The sequence below is a fragment of the Vibrio sp. 10N.239.312.D08 genome (assembly GCF_041466145.1).
GTDB lineage: Bacteria > Pseudomonadota > Gammaproteobacteria > Enterobacterales > Vibrionaceae > Vibrio > Vibrio crassostreae_C.
Window position 1 is genome coordinate 15,424 of record NZ_JBFSSD010000017.1, and the last position, 21,273, is coordinate 36,696.

General features: G+C 43.7%; 14 protein-coding genes. 12 read left to right on the forward strand and 2 right to left on the reverse strand.

The features are described 5' to 3' along the window. The first annotated feature begins 13 nt into the window (after window positions 1–13). The 10 genes from AB6D58_RS11045 (at window position 14) to AB6D58_RS11090 (ending at window position 15,045) form a co-directional block, all read left to right on the forward strand. On the forward strand, window positions 14–781 hold the full coding sequence (locus AB6D58_RS11045; RefSeq protein WP_372157291.1) for a hypothetical protein: 768 nt from the start codon (window positions 14–16) through the stop codon (window positions 779–781). Window positions 782–1,031: 250 nt separating this feature from the next. Further along, on the forward strand, window positions 1,032–1,511 hold the full coding sequence (locus AB6D58_RS11050) for a lytic transglycosylase domain-containing protein (protein WP_146493234.1): 480 nt from the start codon (window positions 1,032–1,034) through the stop codon (window positions 1,509–1,511). A 113-nt stretch (window positions 1,512–1,624) separates the two neighbouring features. Continuing rightward, a complete protein-coding gene (locus AB6D58_RS11055; RefSeq protein ID WP_102305739.1) occupies window positions 1,625–1,984 on the forward strand; it encodes a hypothetical protein in 360 nt (119 codons plus the stop codon). A gap of 114 nt (window positions 1,985–2,098) precedes the next feature. Further along, window positions 2,099–4,051, forward strand: a complete 1,953-nt coding sequence (locus tag AB6D58_RS11060; protein WP_136987035.1) for a helicase-related protein — start codon at window positions 2,099–2,101, stop codon at window positions 4,049–4,051. Window positions 4,052–4,127: 76 nt separating this feature from the next. Next, window positions 4,128–4,829 carry a hypothetical protein gene (locus AB6D58_RS11065; RefSeq protein ID WP_102305741.1) on the forward strand — a complete coding sequence of 234 codons (702 nt, stop codon included), beginning with the start codon at window positions 4,128–4,130 and terminating at the stop codon, window positions 4,827–4,829. A 243-nt stretch (window positions 4,830–5,072) separates the two neighbouring features. Further along, a complete protein-coding gene (locus AB6D58_RS11070; RefSeq protein WP_081230270.1) occupies window positions 5,073–5,840 on the forward strand; it encodes a hypothetical protein in 768 nt (255 codons plus the stop codon). Next, a complete protein-coding gene (locus tag AB6D58_RS11075; RefSeq protein ID WP_086714968.1) occupies window positions 5,837–6,538 on the forward strand; it encodes a TraV family lipoprotein in 702 nt (233 codons plus the stop codon). The genes AB6D58_RS11070 and AB6D58_RS11075 overlap by 4 nt, the downstream gene beginning before the upstream one ends. A 13-nt stretch (window positions 6,539–6,551) precedes the next feature. Beyond that, window positions 6,552–9,209, forward strand: coding sequence for a TraC family protein (locus AB6D58_RS11080; protein WP_136987036.1), 2,658 nt, complete (start codon window positions 6,552–6,554; stop codon window positions 9,207–9,209). Between the two features lie 575 nt (window positions 9,210–9,784). Continuing rightward, the gene (locus AB6D58_RS11085) at window positions 9,785–10,279 is read left to right on the forward strand and encodes a hypothetical protein (protein WP_372157293.1); all 495 of its coding nucleotides are present in this window, start codon (window positions 9,785–9,787) and stop codon (window positions 10,277–10,279) included. A 572-nt stretch (window positions 10,280–10,851) separates the two neighbouring features. Then, on the forward strand, window positions 10,852–15,045 hold the full coding sequence (locus AB6D58_RS11090; RefSeq protein ID WP_372157295.1) for a hypothetical protein: 4,194 nt from the start codon (window positions 10,852–10,854) through the stop codon (window positions 15,043–15,045). Window positions 15,046–15,121: 76 nt separating this feature from the next. Here the strand turns inward: AB6D58_RS11090 and AB6D58_RS11095 are convergent, their stop codons facing one another. Beyond that, window positions 15,122–15,454, reverse strand: coding sequence for a hypothetical protein (locus tag AB6D58_RS11095; RefSeq protein WP_081230277.1), 333 nt, complete (start codon window positions 15,452–15,454; stop codon window positions 15,122–15,124). A 30-nt stretch (window positions 15,455–15,484) separates the two neighbouring features. Next, entirely contained in the window at window positions 15,485–16,654 is a 1,170-nt protein-coding gene (locus AB6D58_RS11100) for a DGQHR domain-containing protein (RefSeq protein WP_372157297.1), read from the reverse strand. A 157-nt stretch (window positions 16,655–16,811) separates the two neighbouring features. On the opposite strand from AB6D58_RS11100, the gene AB6D58_RS11105 reads away from it, so the two are divergent. Continuing rightward, a complete protein-coding gene (locus tag AB6D58_RS11105; protein ID WP_372157299.1) occupies window positions 16,812–20,480 on the forward strand; it encodes a hypothetical protein in 3,669 nt (1,222 codons plus the stop codon). Then, window positions 20,473–20,952, forward strand: coding sequence for a hypothetical protein (locus AB6D58_RS11110; protein ID WP_372128590.1), 480 nt, complete (start codon window positions 20,473–20,475; stop codon window positions 20,950–20,952). Before AB6D58_RS11105 ends, AB6D58_RS11110 begins: the two co-directional genes overlap by 8 nt. The last annotated feature ends 321 nt before the right edge of the window (window positions 20,953–21,273 follow it).

A 21,273-nucleotide genomic window follows, 5' to 3' on the forward strand; every position in this document is an offset into this window, starting at 1 on the left:
ACGGAGAAGCTAAATGGATTGGTTTGAACGATTAAGCTTGGATTGGTTTGAACGATTAAGCTACGGGCCACAGGTTGATGATCTTGTGGTCAGCTTTTTTAATGGATGGGTTACTTGGGTGCATGGCCTTAGTCTGAATCAGCGTTTGGCTTTTGCTATGTCAACTATAGTGGCTCTCTTTGTCGTTAATTGGCTGTTTAAAATGATATTTCGTATTTTTGTAACCGTTAGGCGATGGCTGCGTAGAAGGTGTATCCCCAAAAAAATCAACCTTCATCTAGATAGGGAGCAAGATCAGCACATAGAGACGGATAAGCTTTTATTGGGCGGCTTTCGTGGTCTATTAGTGACGCTCTTATTTATTGGGATAGTAGGAGGTGTAGGTGTCAAAATAATGAAGAGTGATAGTATCAATGACAAGCCTGATATCGGTACAGGTGTTTTGCACCGCGACATTGTTAAGCATTATGACCAAAACACATTAACTGTCGAGCAAATAGAAAAGTGCTTGGCTATAAGGCACTATCAAGACCAAAATCAGTCGCAAGCATTCGATTTACGCGCTCAGTTAGAAGAAAGGAAGCTCTACATCCAAAGCATAGATCACCCTACAAACTCAGATGTTCAAGCTTACAACGTCCTAATTGAACAATACCAAATTCTTGCTGAGAAGCTTGATGCGGTAAGCCTTGAATGGAACAGTATCTGTGCTAATAAGCGTTACTATTTAGAAGATTATAATCATAGCCAATTCACAAATACCGATACCGTAGATATGTAAGCCACTTAAGAGGCAAAGCTTTGTGTCGAGTCTCAATGCTTAAAGCTAAGAAATGCGCCTTCGCTAGTCGAAACAGCAAGGTAGGATTGCACTTTCTCGGGTAATTTCCTCATCAACAATTTCCGCTCAACGAATGAAGAATAAAGATGAAGAGAAAAGGTGTATCACCACAGGAACATACTTAGTCAGCACTTATGAAAAGCGTGTTTGCACTGACTTTCAATCATTGGCCACGAAAAGGAGAATCACCATGTTTTTCTTGCCAGATATCCATGACACCAAATTAGATACTGTTGCTTTATCAAACGCGAGTAGATGCAGCATTGTTGCTGAAGTCGCAGGAGAGAAGTATGTCCCGAGAGACTTTCTTAACTTACTTGTGGTTGGCGAGGGGGGCAAAATCGGCAGTAAAGTAAAAAATACTAACGATTCCTATGACTTGGGTCCCGCTCAGGTGAATACAATCCATTCCAAATACATCTTACGAAACTACCCTAATAAGTCTTGGGTAGATGTTGCCACTGACCCTGTTCTCAATATCCGTATCAGTGCAGATATATTCAAAGGATGCCTTACCTACGCTAAGGGTCATGTTTGGGAAGCCGTCGGTTGCTATAACTCAAAGACAGTCAACATCAAGACCAATTATCTAATCAGAACAATGAAAACTTGGGATTACATTCTGAAACGACCATCATTGAACTGCTCGGAGTATTGGTATCAGGATTAGAGCTAACTTCGACTCCCCAAATATCAAATAGCAGCTCAAATTCCCCTCGCTATTTAGCAAAATCGACTTCTACCACAAGTAATATGGGGTTCTCATGTTTATAGGAATTCATTATGTCGATACGTATAAATCGAAAGACACTGACCCTATGTGGCGTACTCGTACTGTCTGGTGTTCTGGTTCTAAAGTTCTCTTCTGTTTTCTTCGATGATTCTCATGCCTATGTTGGCCAGTGGAGCTCTGTATCGTCAGACGGCGCTGCAGAATTCAACGTCGGAGCTGACTACATTGAGGCGTTTGGGAAACGATTACCCGTTGACGTGATTGTTAATGATGACGGCTCTGTTTTGGCTCAGTCTCCAAACCAAAACTTTAGAATAACCAAAACCACCAGCGGTGTTGAGTTAACTGTTACACGTAGGTACATCGAAGAACCGGTCGAGAAGGTTTATGAGCTGACTCTAAAGCAGTAAGCGTTCGTAAAGACGTTCTAAATCAACTTCATATTACTGAGAGCCATCGTAACTAAATGATAGTGCTCAGACGTGTATAACTACTGCATTATTGAATCAGAATGAAACGCGAGAATGCTGGATATAAAGTACATCAAAGACACATTTAAAGTTCCTGTTTGGCAAGTGTTGTTGCGGTTACCTGAATCGTTTGTGGACACGAGACAAGTGGTGTCTGACTTTTCCTATCTTACGGACAGTGACTGTGTGGTTATTCAAGGGACAGTGACTTCTATTTCTGAATCATACAATCGAACGACTGTCATTAATGGCAGCATTGTTGACTCCCGAAACGTCGCTCAACGTTTTTCTCATTTTGCCAAATTAGACAGTGAATACGGCCAACAATTGGCAAGTCGACTTAATGATCGAGGTTATTACTTGTGCAAAGTGAAACAAGTCGGAACCGCGCTGTTTATCAACCACCCGCAGCCATTGAATGAAAAATTCATTGGTAAAATCACTCCGGTCTATAAAGTCAAAAGTAAGCAACTCAAAGGGTTGAAGTATGCTGAGTTTTTGGAGCAGCATATTGATGAACTGATCCCATTGACGGCAAGAAAGATACGAGAAGAATTAGCGAAATTAAATCTAAGCAACGGGAAAATTAGACGGTTGTTAGAAGCGCACTCGCTGTGTTTAGAAGAGGTTTTGAGATTTGTGCATTTCCCAAATTCATTGGAAGAAAGTGAACAATGCAACGCTATACTACAAAGAATAGCAGCTACTTTGTTGTTCTCAGAAGTGGAAGGCGAACCAAATTTAACTCACCCATTTCAGCTCGACAAAGACGATACCTATTTCAATGATGTCGTCCCGTTTCAACTGACGGATGAACAATTGGATGCCGTGAGCGGTATCAAAGCCGCGATTAACAACAGAGCCCCACGAAGTGTCTTATTCGGGGATGTGGGGACGGGGAAAACCGTCATTGGCGCGATACTGACACGTCATGTTGTTGATGCTGGTGGTTGTGTCGTCATTATGGTTCCCAACCTAATATTAGGAGCCCAAATCTATAAAGAGATCGACAACTGCTGGCCAGATATTGGCATCGAGTTTTTATTGTCTGAGAGTGAGCATGACAACTTCGTAGGTAAAGGCTATCGATGCATCAACGAGATGACAGAAGACACCCGTGTCGTGATTGGTACGACGGCTTTGCTCCATCATCACAACAATATGCCTATCGACCTACTGTGGATCGACGAAGAGCAAAAAATGGGGCTTGAACAAAAAGAATCCACATTAATAACTCATGGCCGGACACATCTGTTGTTGTCGAGTGCGACGTGCATTCCTAGAACGCAAGCGATGATGAGTTTTGGCATGCTGCCGTACTTCAAATTAACCAAGTACCACACACCTAGAGAAGTGATCACTACCCGTTACGAGCATACCCAAATCGATGAGGTTATCTGTCGAGTTGAAGAACGCATCAATCGTGGTGACAAGGTGTTAATCATTAGCACCATGAAAGGTGAATCCAAAGCTCAAGCTGTTTCACACAGAGCCAGTGCTGAACAACTCTTTGATGACTGGAAAGCGATGTATGGTGACATCGTTAAATTGTCCCATGGTGGGTTGTCTAAACAAGACAATGAGACTGCCATAAATGCAATGAAGTCGGGTGAGGGGAAAATATTGATTGCGACCACATTGATTGAGGTTGGGATCACAATACCAAAACTGAACTATGTCGTTGTGCTGAACCCTGAAAATCTTGGTGTGGTTACGCTGCACCAGATCCGAGGTCGCGTAGCGCGGGAAGGAGGTATCGGGCATTGTGACCTACTGCCTACTACCCAACTCAAAACGCCATCCATAGACCGACTGGATTTGTTGGTCAATCACTCTGATGGGTTCAGTTTGGCAGAGGCTGACTTGCAATTACGGGGTATGGGGGACTTAAAGAATGGCAACAATCAGTCAGGAACGTCGAAATGCATCTTGGTCGACCAACAATTATCGCTTGGTCTGCTAACCGATACCTTAGAAAGACTGACAGGAAAGGGATCAGAAACCTAAACGAATTAATTTCTGAAACTGACATCACGCTCAATAAATGACAGTCAGGCATGAGCAATTTACGGAGAGCACCATTATGCTAATTAAATACAAAAATTATTCTGATCTGGATGATTCTACTTTAGAGCATATGGATAAATTGAAGTACTCTGATTTATTCCATCAATTGAAAATTCAATTTGAAACAATGTGCGGATCTACTTACAGTTTCGGGGATATTTTCAATACACAAATTAATCAAACTGAGATTGTAGAACATAACTGGATGGTTTCAATACCAATTCAAAACCAACTATTCACTCTTGATAGTGTAAGAGAGTCGATACCGGAAAGCGAGAAAGGGATTAATGTACGTTGTTTTCTTGACCCGAATCTCTATGAGCTCATTTTCTTTGTCGACCCTAGAAACCCAAAAGAATTGATCGGGTTTTGCAGCTTAAGTAAGTTTGAACATAACGATGATGGGTACTATTCGATTAGAGTCGTTTTGGAAATGGTCTACGTTAAGCCCAAGTATAGAAATGGCATTCGAGGTCAGATAATGGCCTATGAAACGGGTCGCTTGATATCTAGGCAAAAAGTGTTTGATGAATTTAACAACGAATATCGATATGTGGACGTCGAAGTTGCTGGTCAAGGAACTAACGCAGGAGGTCGAGCATGTTTAGAGCGGTTTTACCTCGGAATCAATTTCCACCTCGGCGGCATAAGTATTGAAGATAAAGATGGTTGTGACATTGAAATACCATCTAACGTTATTTTGTGCGATGAATATTAGCGATTTGTTCTTGCTTTAATACAAGCTCTAAAGGCGGAGTTAAACAACACTATACCTTGCGATAGTTAGTTGTGGGAAAGTGAACCTCATCCCCTGATTATCGTTAATTTAAATACCTTTTCTGATGTAACACTTCACCTTTGTCACCAATAAAATTCAATTAAGCCGTGAAATAAGGCTCACTAATTTAAATTATGCAGATCTAAGTTTGGCAAACTCTTGGTACTAACTAGGAGTGTTGCTATGAAATGGTCAAACAAAATTCAAGGTATGTTGGGCTTAGGGTTGCTTGCCAGCCTTCAAGTCGCAGCTGAACCCCCAACGCAAGATTTCCTCAATGCCGACATCAATGTGGTTTCAAGTTATGAAATTGAAACCGACAAGCTAATTATGATGGAGCTGGATACCGGTGAAATGTTACTGGCCACCGGTGATGGAAAATTTCTTATCAAGGGCGGTTCATTATTCTCAACCGTTCACACCAAATTCGTAAACTCCCCACAAGAGCTTTACGCGGCATCCCATGTCGACTTGAAGAAAATGAAAATCAACCCAGAAGAAGATTTTGCGGGGTTTAACTTAAACCCATTAGCCAAAGTTTTTGGTGGGACCCTCTTTATTGCACCAACGGGTTGTAAGCATTGCGGTGACTTCGTAGAGATCCTTGAGAAGCAGCACCCTGATAAAAGATTCCGCATAGCAATCGTGCCTGTCTTCGATGATAAGGAGTATGAAAATACGTTGTTAGCCCAATGTTCCGATGATCCGGACAAAGCGCTGCACGCCTTATATGAAGGCACTTGGTCTGAAGCTAAATACCCCCGCCCACCAAATAGCCAGTGTAAAGAAGCCATTACCAAAGTGAATTCAACTTACGCGTCTCTACAGATAATGAGTCCGGGCCGTGTTGGGCTTCCTGCATTTTTCAACAACAAAACATCTTCCATTATCGGGCTGCCAACGAGTAAGGCTCAACTCACGTCCATTATCGTAGAAGGAATCGACCTATGATTAAACAATCCATATTTATCTCATTTGCGCTGCTTACTTTAGCCGGTTGTTCTGTCGTAGGCGAAGAAGAGGGCGTGTGTCCAGGCGCGAAAAGTGGTGTAGCGTGTGCGTCCGTCCGAGAAGTTTATGAGCTAACCAATGTCTATAACAATGCTGAAGACTATGCGAAGGCGACAGGTGACGAACGTGTCATGGTCACAGACGAAGATGGCGAAACCATCACAGGGAAAGAATACAAAGAAAAATACGGAACGGACATTGAGGCTGACTCAGCATCAGTGAATGAAACCCAACAACACGCAAACTTTTCTCAAGCTCCAGCGTTAGCTTCACCCGAAGCGGCATATCAGCATTTACTTCTTCCGGCTCCAGAACCCCTAGCCATGCGAAAGCCTGCCGATATTGTTCGTACATTGGTGCGTCCATATACAGACAAAGAAACCTTACAGATCCCTGGTTATGGATTCATCGAAGCAACACAGCGAACTTGGGTCGTCGATAGAAGCGCTAAGACCAATGATTCTCAATACGTCAACTTCCATGTCAGAAAGGAAAGCCAAGAGCAAAACTACGATGTGAATGATGATGGTCAGATTGGCGTCGAGTCACGCAATGCAAGACCGGCTATCAGCGACTCTGAGTTAAGAGAGAATGCGAGAAGTAATGCGAACTCGCTAATCGATCAACTGCGTCAATAAGGGGGCATATATCATGGGTGCGATTTCACGATTTTTTAAGCAATTCGAAAACTCCAAATTTGGCGATCTTCTCCCTGTCTTGGACTACAACCGAAAGCACAAATATTTCGAGCTCGAAGACAGTTACATTGGCTTAATGTACAAGATTGAAACGGTGCCAGCCGTTAACGATGAGTTACAGGAGCTATTAGAACAAATCTATAAGGCCGATTGGCCGGAAGACACGTTTATTCAGGTCTTGTTTTGGGCGAATGATAATTTAAGCCCTTTCACCAATAGCTTTTCTATGTACCACGGAGGTCGACAAACAGGTGAGGCAAACGACAGACTGAATTCGATTTCAAAGGGGCTGATTAACCACTTCCAGCAATCATCACAATCAGGGTTTGGTGATAGCGACTGTCGAGCTCGCATGTTTGATTGTTACTTCGTAGTGAAGGTTCCAATCAAAGGCAACTTTGGCGTGCCTACCAAAAAGGAACTTAAACACTTCAATAATCTACGTACTGATACAGAAGAGTCATTGAACAAGGTCGGCTTGTTCTGTACCCCGATGGATCAGTGGGGCTGGCTACACTTCATGCAAAGGCTCATGAACAGAAAGGACTCGTCAACTTGGCGCAAAGGAGACGTTAATAAAAACGAAGCCTACATGCCCCGAGATCAAGTTCAGGAGCAGGGCGGTAAAATCGAGTTTACCGATTCGAAGGTCATCATTGATGAGCGGCCTATATCGATGCTTACTCCCAAAGAATACCCAAAAACACTGGGCTTTGGTGACATGCTGAATGTCTTTAGTGATTGGCGATATGGGCATTCTACAGCATGGTCGAACTTCATGATTGTATTGAATGTCCATTACCCTAACTCTAAAAAAGAAGAGGGTAAGATTAAGCGTCGCCGTAAATACATGACAATGCAGGCAAACAACAAATTAGTAAATTGGAATGATACTGTTCGTTGGCAGCGAGCTGACTTTGATGAAGCTTTTACCAAAATTGAGCAAAAGAAGTCGAAGATGGTGAATGCGTATCTTCAGTTTATGATTTTTGGTGATGATGAGGAGCATTTAGAGACGGAGATTGCACGCTTCAAGAAAGTAGCTTCAACCCCTGCAGGATTCGAATTGGAAGAAGACAAGTACATGACTCCACCTATGTTCCTGCATTCATTACCTTTCGCACCAGACCCTGTGACTCGCAAAAGATTAGACCGCTATAACTTAGTACCGTCTGATGTCTGCGCGTTCATGAGCCCGATAATTTCCAGTTCATCTGGCAACTCACCAAGTAAACCTGTGATCCCCTTTGTAACCAGAGACATGTCGATGTTTGGGTTTAATCCTTTTGAAACCGATGGCTCAATGAACGGTATCGTTGTCGCGGAGTCGGGCTCGGGCAAGTCGGTTCTCGTCCAATACATTGTGACGTGCATATTGGGGTCAGGCAAGATGCCAAGCCAGCATCTATGGAACATGATGAATTTACCCAAGTCAGAAATCGATAAGCTGATGAAGACCGCTCAACATATTGCTGAAGCCAAGCGCGATGGTGGTATGGCAATGATTATCGATGTGGGTCGAAGCTACTACCGTTTGTGTGAAGCGTTGAATGGTCAATTTATCAGTTTCGGTCAAGATATGAAGTTCTCACTCAACCCTTTCCCGTCCATTGTTGAGTTCAGTGGTAAGGAAGGGCAGGCTGGTATGATTTTGGAAATGCTGTCGGTGATGGCAGAGCCCAATGGTACGCTCACGACGTTGCAGAAGCGTGGTATGACGACCATTTTGAAATTGATGTGGGATAAGCATGGTCGCGACTCAAGTGTCACGATCTTCGCTGATATGTGTTCTGCGAGCTCTCGTCAAGAGCTGAATGACATTGGTGAACAGTTAAAACCATTCCGTGAAGGCGAAATGTTTGGCGATATGTTTACGGTCAATAAGCCGCCCCCAACGCTGGACAACCCATTCATTGTCTGTGAATTAGAAGAGCTGAAGTCGCAACCGGAATTGCAGGTAATTGCCTTAATGCAGATCATCAACCTGTGTTACCAACATTTCTTCTTGGGTGATGCTCAAGCCGGTTCTCAGCGTCGTTCGAAAGCCTTCATTGTGGATGAGTGTTGGGAGTTCCTTCAAGAAAAGCAAGGGTCCACAGGTGCTAACCCAGTATCATCGTTCCTTGAGAGTGCCTTTAGGCGTTTTAGGAAGGTGGATGCTAGTGCTTGGATTATCACCCAATTGTTGAGTGACTTGTATGGTTCATCTGTAGGTAAAGCCATAGCCGCCAACTGTGTATATCGTTGCTTCCTGTATCAGAAATCAGACACGATTAATCAAGTTAAAAATGACAAGCTGGTGGCATTGTCAGACCAAGAATTCGAAATTCTCAAATCGATTAGGACCCGTAAAAATAGGTACTCAGAAATCTTCTTCCAAATTGGTGATGACATCAAAGAGGTTGTGCGTTTTTACGCGCCTCCTGCAATGCTGCTGATGTACTCCACGGACCCGAAAGACAAAATGGAATTAGCGGCTCTGATGGAACGGGGGTACACCCAAGACCAAGCCATCGATAAAATTTTAGAGACGCGTCGGGTCGAGTCATTTGCGACTGACATGGATGACTTGGAAAATGAAGACGAAGAACAAGTCGAAAACGCCGCATAACAATGTCCTTTCTTTGAAAGAAAATAAGTTATGCAAATGATCTCCCAAATAGGCAAGCAGGCTCCAAAACCTGCTTGTCAATTTAAAGTCCAAATTACCTTCCTTGTTTGAAAAACTTATTTCTACCGCTCCTTACAATGAAAATCACACCCCAACAATGGTCACTATGCAATGAAAATTCTAACTATGGTTTTAAGCACTTTGGTCTTCATGAGTTCAGCTATGGCTAACACCAGTGACGACATAATCAGTCGTTACAAAGAAGCGTGTGGAACGGAGTGTGGGGACACCATCGCCTATTTGTCACGCTATGCTTCCGCCCAATGTAACATTCCTTATGATTCAGTCGTAGAAACGTCTGTGGAGCTTACTGGGCTTCAATTTGTGGCGATCTCCATTGCAGTCCAACACCCACTTGCTCACTCATTGCAAAATTATGCTTTGAAGAGTCTTGATTGTTCGGACTTACATAAGTGGTCTAAGTCCATCGAAGACTATTCGTTCGTGCTAGAGGCAAACAACGGACTCCAAGGCTCCAATGTCTCAAGTAGCAATTAGAATGAGTGAGGTTATGGATGTTGAGTACTAACCAATGTAATGAAAAATCAGGCAAAAACGTGAAGGTGACATGGCTTCTGGTGTGTGGACTTGTGGCCTTAATCACTATTGTTACCGTGATGATGTGGACAACGAGAGCGAATCGATTCAGTGATTACACGATGATGGAAAAATCATCACGCGAGTATATTTTAAACCTGTATGCAATGGACAACTCAACACTAGATTCAAAGGCGATTCAGTGGCCTGATTTTGCTGTCGCTCATGGTGGGGTGCAGTCAGTGAATTTGGTAACAAAAGTTTGTAAGTCTGAGGCGTCAAATGCCACCTGCTTTTTTGCGTATCAAACTTCCTTTAAAGACCAAAGCCATACCATGACATATGGAGTCAGGGCGACAAATGATGAAAGTGAACCGCTGAATATTGAATTGCTCAATGCAACTGGGGGGCGGTTGTTGCTTTCCATGCCAGATCCCTTTGTGAATAGTCCTGTGGTGGAGGTATTGGAATGAAGACGCTAAATTTTCTTGTTGGATACATCTCTCTTCAATTGGGGATAATTGTCTTTTTGACAAACCCATTGAATAGCATGTCACTCACAATAATTTGCTTTTTACTGGTGGCGGTATGCTACTGTCTTGTCTCCCCGTTTATCAAATGTCGTCTACAAGAACTCATGCATTTTGATAAATTTGTCTTTGAGATTTATCAGTCAAATCGACGTCATCCATTGTCTGAAAAGTTTGGAACGGAAATATCTAAACACCTGTCTAAAAATGCACAATCTTCTTCTGATAAAAAGAAAGACATCGGCGCATATGTAGCCACGGACTTATACTTGTCCTTATTCACGTTCGGTATCGCGGTCGCGCCAGGTTTATTAATCCATATATTTTTACCATAAGTCTTCATTCTCATTCAGCCCCTTCATAGTCGTGAAGGGGTAACAATCCAAATCCCTCCTTTACAATGAATGCCGCGAGAAAAACTTTAATCTTCAAAAATAGGCTTGTTAATTTCAAAAATTGCTCTCGACCTTATTTAACCTATCCCAATGAAATTGCGTTTGGAGTTGAAGAGCACTATGAACAAGTTAATCAAAATTCTTATTAGTTGTTCACTAACAGTTATAGGGACTGCTGCTGTTGCGAAATCAGTGTACATCATCGGTTCCATAACGAGTGTGCCGCCAAAAGTAGAGTTTACTTACCCTGATGAAATCTATCGTGGCGTGAAAGAGTATTCAGCCTTAGCTAAAGAAGCCGCAGCATCTGGTTGTAGATTAGAAACAGTGCGAGAAGAAGCGTATACGTCTGACAGTAGCAATCTAAAGTGTTTCTTCGAATGGACAGGTGATACCGACCCGAGCTGGAATGCGAATGGATTAGCGCTCGATGGTCGACCTACCGCAGCTGCAGGAGAGCATTACCGTTCATATCGCATTTCTTACTTCAATGGTATTGAGAAAGAACGCATCACATTGATTGAAGACAGCGTGGCCTACACTATCCTTGAACCCGTTCCGCCTGTGATTGTAAATGTCACCACGGACACTACTTCAGCTCAATATCAAGGCTTGAGCTTCATTACGCACGATAAGAATGAAAAACTTCGCAAAATTACTGTTGAGGTCGAGCCTCGTCCATTTGATCAGGTGGTGGCCTTAACTCAGTTTGGTGAATCGTGTGAGGTGCCTGAAGGCCAAGATTCATGCGTGGTCGCCATTTCTGCCTTTCATCTATCTGGTGACGATTCACTGACAGGGCAACTTACCACAGCATTAAAAGTCTCGGATAAATACGATGTCGTATCAGCCCCGAACAGTCAGATCCAATACGCGTGGGATTACAGACCGCCCGTTATTGAGCAGTATGCTGTCAAAGCTGTCGGAGATACCACTAGCAATGATATTTCGATTGATGTTGGTGGAGAAACGGTGGTTGTCCAAAACAATGAAGCTGTAGTCGTTCTCAGTTCGCCGCACAGTACCGATACAGCAAATAAGTGGTGGTTACCATCCAAGGTTAGTTTGAGCTTTGAAGAGCATACAGATCATGTCGGTGTATCCGATTTTGTTACGCTAGAGGGTAGGGATATAGGCGATTTATTCAGAAATGAATACGTTACCTATACCGAGAAGACAGTAGACAGCTTTGGTATCCCTCAACAGATTGGCAACAAGTTTGTCTATCGAATTCCGCTCAGTTCAGTGGTAGATGGATTTTATCAAGGCAACATAAAAGCCTTAGATAGATTTGCAAACATAGGTGACAAGGAAGTGACTGCAATGCAGTTAGACCGTTTACCTCCTGAGATTCGTCTGTACAACAATGACACGCTGTTTAGTACTGGTGATGAAATCAACTTCATGGAGCATATGATTTTCACCGTGCAAGATGAAACCAGTATTGAGAATGAAATCACTGATATTTTGCTTGATGGCGTACCCGTTGAGCATATTGGTGAATTCAAGATGGCTCGTGCGATCAAAATGGAAACCCCATGGGAGTCTAATACCGTTCATAAAGTCATTGTGCGTGGTAAGGACGGGAACAACAACGTAGTTCAAAGAGAGTATTCCATTTCATTCTTACCTTTAGACTTCGAATACGACAACATCAGTGACCGCAAAGTGGCACTTGTGCAGAACCAAGACATCACATTCGCACAAACGAAAGGTCGAGCTTGTAGAATGTTCAAGTCAGAGCATGAGGCGGTACAAGGGATCAAAAACCCGACTCAAATGACTTGTTCCGTGAACTGGACAGTCATCCCTCAAGGTTTGGAAGAAGCATGGGATACTGCGAGCCCTGAGCTGATTGGTGTATTTGAAAATACGGGTCCTGCGACAGTGGAAGCTGAGATTTATATCCATGACTCTGAAGGCCGAAAAAACTTAATCAAAGTCGACGATACAAGCCTAATCGTTCATACCCCAGATACTCCAGAGATCATCTTCGACGACGACGGTATGTTTGAAGATGGCATATATGCGGTTGAGATGGGGCAATCTAGAATCGGGAGATATCGAGTTAAATCAGCGGCGTCGCCTATTTACATTACGCTCCTTAAAAATGGTGAAACCTTAGAAAGCCAATACATCAAACAGTCCAACCGATACACCGAGCACACTATCACTAAGGTAATCACAGACAGAAACAGTGCAAACCACCGAGATTTGTGGCAGATGGATGATTATGCCGTTCAAGTTCATTACGCCCGTTTACCAGAACAAGTAGTTGAGAGTGCGGTGAAGACTTATGCGGTTCCTTCTACACGAGCAAGGCTCAAGGTTGAGCAAACTTCTCGTGAAACGTCCACCGTTGACACATTCAAGGTTAAATCGAAATTTGGGCTGTATAGTAGTTTTTACCGAGATGTCGTATACAAATCTGAAGAGCTTGGTGATTGGTCTGTTCGAATTGCTGTCATGGACAAAGAGAAGAACCTACATGGCCTGACGGATTGGCAAGATATGAACGAATCAGGTGTGAATGACTTTGATGTAAACTTCTCATCAGATGACATCGGTGACCTTCGATTCTATGCACAAGCGAAACTAAAATCGCCAAATGAAAATTATGTTTCAATGGTTCGCTCTCAACGCGGGACATTGAAAATCATGAAAGGAACGGCAATCGAAGGTGAACTGCGTACACTGCGTATAACGGGTTCTGTACCGATGAATGCGGCAATTCAATATCAACATCTTACCCGTGATGACAAAGACGCCTCTGGTGAAGTGTCATGGTACATATCGGAAGACAATGGCAGTACGTGGAATCTATATGGAGAACCTGGTAAGCGCTTTTCTTTCAGTACCGCAGTAGAAGGTATTTGGTTGGTGAAAGGTCATGTTCCAAATCGCTTCACAGGGGAGATAGCAGAAACGGACGTCGTACAAATCATGGCGTACCGAGTGCCACAAACTGAACTAGTTGGGGCAGCAAACCTGATCACCGGTATGACAAGAACGTACACGCTTCTTGATCAAGGTGAAGAGGCGGATGCCGGTAATATGCTTATTAAATGGTCTATTGATGGTGGAGTCACGTTCACTGAAGGCGGTAGTACACTCGAATACACTGCAACAGGTGAAGGCAGCAACAAGATTATCGCAAAAGCGGCGTATCTTGGTTATGAAACCGATGAACACAGCTGGGCAACAGAATACCGCTCAGTACGTTCTCAGCGAGCGAAACCTGTTCGAGTAAGAGTGAAAGGGGATACTGATGTTGAAACCACCGATACGTTAACTTTGGTTGGAGATGTCGATACACCGTATTCCAATATGGACTCCGAACTTGAAATTGAATGGGTAAGACCAGACGGAACCATTGTTGATTCGAATGTTGTGGACTTTACTCCAACGAATGATGATTTGGACCGAGCTGACTTTCATACATTCACACTGCGTGCGTGGGTTAAAGATGCCAAGGCGTTAACGTATGCGGAATTCGATCATAAGGTTCGTGTATGGGAGTATCAGTTCCCACAATTCGACGTGGCGTATAAACAGCGTGTGCTCGTTGCACCTTCAGTGATTGAGATCTGGTTACGACGTCCAATTGGTGCGAATTTACGCGAGTACTATTTGTATGAGTGGAACGGACAAGGCCGACTGGAGTTGACGAAAGATTACGGACATCGAGCGCGATTTACCGCAAAACAACCGGGTATATACCCAATTTCGGTTACGGTAGAAGATGATCGCGGTAACTACGACACCTTTACTGAATATGTGGAGGTATTGGAACCTGAGCCGATCACTGTGGATTTAACTGCACGGTATAGTAACAGTTATCAACGTTCGCCACTTGATGTTAATGTCCGTCCGACAATTCGAGGTGGTCACCCATCAGACCGAGTGGCAGACTATCAATGGTATGTCGATGGTGAGTTACAACCTGAGTTAGAGAAGTCATCAGCAAATATTGAGAACCTATTAACGGGTGACCATGAATTGAAATTGAAAATTCTCACTAACTACGGTCAAGAAGCGGAAGCGATCATTCCAATTGAAGTGGTGCCAAACCAACCACCGACGTGCTCTATCGATTACCGTATGTACTCGAAGACCGCCCGTATCGAAGCAAAATGTAAAGACTTAGATGGTAAAATGGTCAAATACGATTGGACAGTTGGTGATAACGAGCGTCGCAATATCGGTAAACGGATTTCAGAGTTAAGACAACCGGGCGAATCAGAGTTAGTGACGGTTGTTGGTTATGATGATTCTGGGGATACCGCCACAGCGCAAATGGTCGTGCGTTGGTAAGACTATGACCTCGATATAAGAACGTCCTTGTGTCGTTATTGGTGCATTTAGACTCTTCAGTTTAGATGCACCTTTTTTATTGGATGGGTATAGCCAGGTTGTCCACGTTTTCATTGAATGAAATGCAGTACAAGCACTGAACTGTCGCCCCATCCAAGTCATCTTCATCAAACAAACTGTCATCAGACAACCATTCGTTTTGCATCGCTTCTGTTATCTCTTTGGCCATAAACACAGCGAGAGTGGCGTTAGGGTATTCCGAAGCAAGGTAAGCCTTAATATGATGCTCTAGCATAGGTTCAATGGAGTGAAGCCATAGGGATTCATTACTTGAATGAGCCATAGTTATAGCAAGTCGAGCTTGAGTCATTGCAGACGGGCAGCGATAGGCTTGTAAATTCAGTTCCATAATCTCTCTCCTTAGCGTTTATTCCAAAGGCTAAATTTCATCACACGGGTAGATACCACAGACTTTGCACAGACGTCGGCCCATCAGTTTCTCTGAACCTTTTTGCATTCTGTATTTCGGCTCTTTAGCATTGTCTAACTGTAGCTTTTGCACAACGCCTGCTTGAGTCCACCAGCTGTCTTTCATGTTGAGTAACGGAAGTGCTTTTAAGCGCTCTAGAGCAGTCCAGTCTGGTGCCGTACCATTAGACATACCTTCTTCGATGATGGAGCGACAAACCCACGCGCATCCGTAGAAATAAATAGCTTTGCTATACATAGGGTCATTCTCAGGATCGCTTTCACCAATTGGCATAGCGTTTAGTACGCTCGTAAGCGCAGGCTTGAGCATGTTGAACAACTGATCTGCCATTTCAGGGTTCTTGGTGAGTAATGCATTTATTTTCGCAGCTGTGGAAGCACTGGCAATGTTTAAGAAATCTTGAAGCTGCTTTAAGATGAAAAGTTGGCCGTTGGTGAGTTTTCCACTTACCGAGATCAGGTCCCATAAGGTGAATTGGTTTACTTCTAAATCCAGAAATCGACGTAATAACCGGCTGTAAGGTTTGCTGCTGTCGAAGTAGAGGTTTTGACTCGTTGTTGGTTTTCTCTGATTGTAGTGATAATCACTGAATAGTTGCTTTATTTGCTCTGTCACTGGCTCCAGTGTGTCGGTATCTGAGACAAGGAATTTCACGCTCAGGGTTTGCGTTGCAAGCTCAGGCATTTCGGTCAATAAAACTTGAAATAGCTCATTGCGGTTTTGACCGTCTGCGATATGCCGATCACAGTCGGCAGGGATCACGGCTTTAATCATCTTACGGTTACCTACAATGATTTCTTCTTCATCCTTAAGGTGGCTTAAACAAATCGCCAGTCCGGGCAATACGGTATTATCGCGGGTTCGAAAGTAGTCTTGGAGCGGTTCGCTGCGTGACTTTTCGAGATCACGTTGACGTTTTAAGTGGGCAGGTATCTTGTCTGAACCTTCTTCATTTTTGAAATGGTCGGCTAACTCTTTGGTCAACAGAATGCCTTCGAGCGTACGAAAGCCATACTTGTTGATCCCTTCTTCACCGACAAAGAACACCACTTCTAGGTCCTTGCCATTGAGCGCATGATTGGGTGTGTATGGTACTTTGAAATCTGTCTTCGCGTTCATAATGTTGTCCTCACTGGATTTATTTTCAGTCTATGTAGAACAACTATCCCTGTGTATAAAATGAAAGAAAAAACTCCCATAAAACGGGGGGATAAACTTTCATTATTATCTATGCACGTTATAGTTAAGGTATTCAAGATGACTTAGGGAATCGGACATGACTTTATTAGTATCGACAGCACAAGACGCATTAAGCAGTCAATTGTATGCCCTGCATATGGGGATTATTGATCGCTTCAATGACACGGTGAGAGAAACGCGTAGCCTGATCGAAGCTGATGAGAAGTATATTTGTCATGAAGGCTTAAGTATGGGGAAAGACAGCACATTGGTCGCACTGTGCTTGATTGAAGCTTACAAACAGAGCATTGCGGAAGGAAAAATCGAACCCTCACGTCCACTGATGATAAGCACCGTTAATCCTGGTGCAGAAGCATTGCCTATGCAGATGTACAGCGAGTATGCGGCTCCGTTCTTGAAAGCCTATGCGAAGGAGTGTGGCATTAACCTTTTCTATGATGGTGTGGCTCCTGACTTTCATGAAGAGTACGCCAATCGTTACTTGTCGGCACAAAAAGTGATTCAGAATGCGTCTATGTCCGGCGACTGCACTGTAATTTTGAAGCTGATCCCTTCCGAGAAGTACATTAAAACCATGTTGAATCGATTTGAAGGTATGGAAGGCATGGAGCAGTACGCGTCATCACCGGTTATCTCTTTTTCGGGCTCACGCGTAAAAGATGAAAGCACTCGTCGTACTCGTAATATGAAGAAGCAGGGTACTGCAAACAAGACCATCGATGCACTCAAGGCGGAGCTGGTGGAACAAACTGATGTCAGTAAATTCCAACTGTACCAGTACGCACCTATCCGCGATTGGTTAACGGATGAAGTCTTCACGGCCTTAGAGTTAGCCGGAAAGAAGCCTTTGACGAAGAACCTCCCTGGTATTCAAAATGCTATTCCTGCATTCATGCCCGACTTTGCTTTGTTGTTGGCCATCTATGGAAATGCCGCGCAAGAAGCATGTGAGATTTCAGTCGGACAAAAACATGGTGCTGGGTGTTCAGGTAAAGCTCGATATGGGTGCTTGATCTGTACTCAAGTTGGCAGCATTGATAAAACTCAAACAAGTTTGGCTAAACAAGACCGATGGAATATCCTCGGTCAAGAGGAAGCCTTACGTTTGCGTGATTACATGTTCCGCTTATCTGCGAACATGAGAGCTCGTGCTCTACATGCCAAAGGATATGACAGTGTAGGCTATGGCAGAATTGCGCTTCAACCCAACGTCTTAAAGCCGCGCTACTTGGAGAAGTTAGTCAGACTTTTTGCCCAATTATCAATTCTTTCACAGCAAAGGGCTGCAGAATTTCGTCAACTTGTGGCCGAAGGCAAAGAGCACACACATCCCGGCATCATAGAAATCCAAAATGATGTGACATTGAACGCGAAAGCGAGACGCGGCTATTTGGCCATGTATAAAGCCCAAGCGGTGAAAGCACAAATCAACCTCTTTTCTGAACGACACGCTGTATACCTAAGCTACCGATGGGGCATTGACGGTATAGCAAGCCTTCCGTTTAGACCACTTGCTATCTGGCGTGATCTTCACTTAAGACCTGAGTCATGGATTCCGTTTCCGAAAACCAATGCAGAGTGGGAAGCGGAAACGGGGAAGACCATCAAGTTAGTTGACCCGCAATATCCTCTCCCTGAAGCAGTAATGATGCCTGTGTTCAAAAAAGAGGAACCGAACCATTATGTGGCCAACCACCGTGCGCTGCTGTCGTATTGGCGACGTCCGATTGATACCTCGGATATCACTAACGAAGCAGGCTTCAACAACTGCACGCTTGAACTCAAACCCGAACACAGCACAACAGTCAAAGTGGAAATGTCGGTTTCACATTCATTCAATGACACGCAAGTTGACGATGGCCAGTATCAGGTGAGTGCAAACATCAAAGGTGAAGTGCATCTGGTCGATATCGGGTCTGTTACCTTTGGTACGCCCGAAATGGGGAAGGTACGCATTGACGGAAAATTGGTATCGAAGTCTTTTGAGTCAGAGTATCTATCTACCGCCTTCACTGAGCTGGCCACTAATCGCATCAACAATGTAATGGAAGCGATCTCCGATAAATTAGTCCACCGTGAATTCGTAAGCTTACTATCTGCCCAGCAATTTGTATCAAAAGCCCTCGCTTCTGAGTTTCCTTCAAAGAAACCGACTTTACTTACTCAGGCTATCCCGTATTTAAAGAGTGCCGTGCTAGGTGTGGCGTATAACGAGAAACCGAGAAAGGTGTCAGCCAAAGCCCATTTCACAAAGCGAGTAGTACGAACTCAAAATGGTAAGCTTACGAAATCGAATACCCGCGTTAAATTCTATCCATTGTCAGTAGATTCGCGCTTACATCTTGCCCATGCCAATAAGTTAAATGGCCTTAACGTTGACTTTGGGTATGCATATGAAAAAGAAGTCAGTGTTCAAACTGAACTCATTAACTGCCATGGAGAGCTGGTGGATGGTGCAAAAATCGCCGTCACCGAACAGTCTATAGAGATGTTTAAGAGACTTGGCGGGTTTGAGAAGACGTTGGAGATACATGATTCACATTTAAATCGTGCGCTCCGTCATCGTGAGCCGGTAAGAAAGTTCATATCAACGTGTCCCGCTGAGATGCTTAATTCGATGGGCGGGGTGGTGGTGTCACCATCGTATATTGCCAAGTACCGTGAACTGCTCAAGCGCACTCAATTGTTCGCAGAAATTGGAGCTTTGGACTATCAATCAATGTCTGTTGAGGAAATCCAAAAACAGCCTTGGGCTATTACCATGAAGCAACACAGGATGGATAAAGTGGGTGTACTTCGTGTTGTGCGTGAACTAAGAAATAAGCAAAGGAAGCAGGTAAAGGCGGCTTTGCATGCGGGAACGCCACATCAAGAGTCACTGCTTCAGGTTCAACAGTTGTTTAATCTTGCTCACCAATATGTGGAAGAAGGGTTTGATACGTTATCTACATCGATATTTAACGTCCAGTTTAATACTCACGAGATTAGTCACACTCAAAGGGCAGCGGCATACAAAGCATGGTTACTGCTCAATCAAGATGCGCTGTCTTCATTTAATGAATTGCAACGCATGGCGCTGACCCCATCGCAAAGGAACCATCTTTGTGTGGATGCGTCTTTTCTAACACGCCTTGCTACTGTTACAGAAAAAGCAATGAGCGAACTGAGTAAAACTGCCATAGGAGTTGTTCAAAAGTGGCAGCCGATGGTTCAAGCGGTTCAGTCAATACGCGATAAAATTGAAATCGCAGAGAAGTCAGGTGTAGACGAAACACAAAACCGCGATCATCACCTTGAGATGTATAAACTAGCGATTACTCAATATCATCCACAGTCAGCTGGTGCGTTATTTGAACCGTCAGCGTCTCACCTACGACCTAATCTAACGAATCTCAAGTTGATGCTAGAAAAGCAGCTTGAGAAAATGCACAATGCAACCGAGTGGTATACTGACTTAGCACATAGCATTTCAGTTGAGAGCGCGACCTTGAAGAGCAAAGCGGTGTCTAAAGTCGATCTCTCAACCCGTCTTACCTATTGTGCAAACTTATCAACCGCTCCTACAAACAAGCCTGTAGCACCGTCACTCGAAGTGCCAGTCATTGTGAATGATAATCTGGTGTTGGAGAGAGTGTTGGAGACTAAGCCAACAGCCAAGCCGGTCAAGCGGGCTGCAAAGAAATCGAACGCTCTAGAAAGCATGCTTGCTTACCAATCGAAACAAGAGGTTCTGGGACATGTCTAGCTATCAAATGGAAAATGATATCGCCTTGGTAGCGAACGTCGGTCATATTTCGATTTCACGCCTCAAAAATTGGTGTAAGACTGCCCCAGAAAAAGCGATGTTGTTTGATACCGCTTGTTCCGCAATCTTATTCCAACCGGAAACGTATGAAGCCGTCCAACAACAAGCGATCAGTTTATCAATCTCTAATCACCACGAAATTCACCGTCTTTTAGGTATTCCCAATAAGGTTGAGCGTCTAAGTGGGTTTGCTGTGCCTGTGAATACGCTAAGACGCTGGATGACGGACAATCCTCATACCTATATAGCCGCAGTTATCGGCATACAGCAATTGATCATTCGCCAGCATTGCGATGCCACTGTCTCCCAAAAACTGTACAAAAAAATTGGTTTATCTTTTTCAGAGCAGTGCAGTCTCTTCGTGGCCAATGCTGACGCAGTTGGTAAGCTGATTAAGGGATTGAAACTATAACGACATCGTTTAAATAGATTTAGCGCCCATTTAATGGCGAGGTTCCATCGCTATTTTGGAAACTTTTATGTGCCACCAGCCACTCAAACGAATTTACAAAACACTCACAGAAATTCAGAGACATTGAAGAAGGTTAACGGTAAAGTGTGATCCTAATCACACTTATTGTATAATGTTAGACTTGCTTTAAGACGATATCCCTTTGATTTTCCCTAAACTATCCCTAGAACCGCTCTGAATCGCTTCCTAAAGCGTAATGATGGTTTGGGTTAAATCTGCGATGTCATTATTGCAATTGTTGCACTAAACGCTACCTGCGCA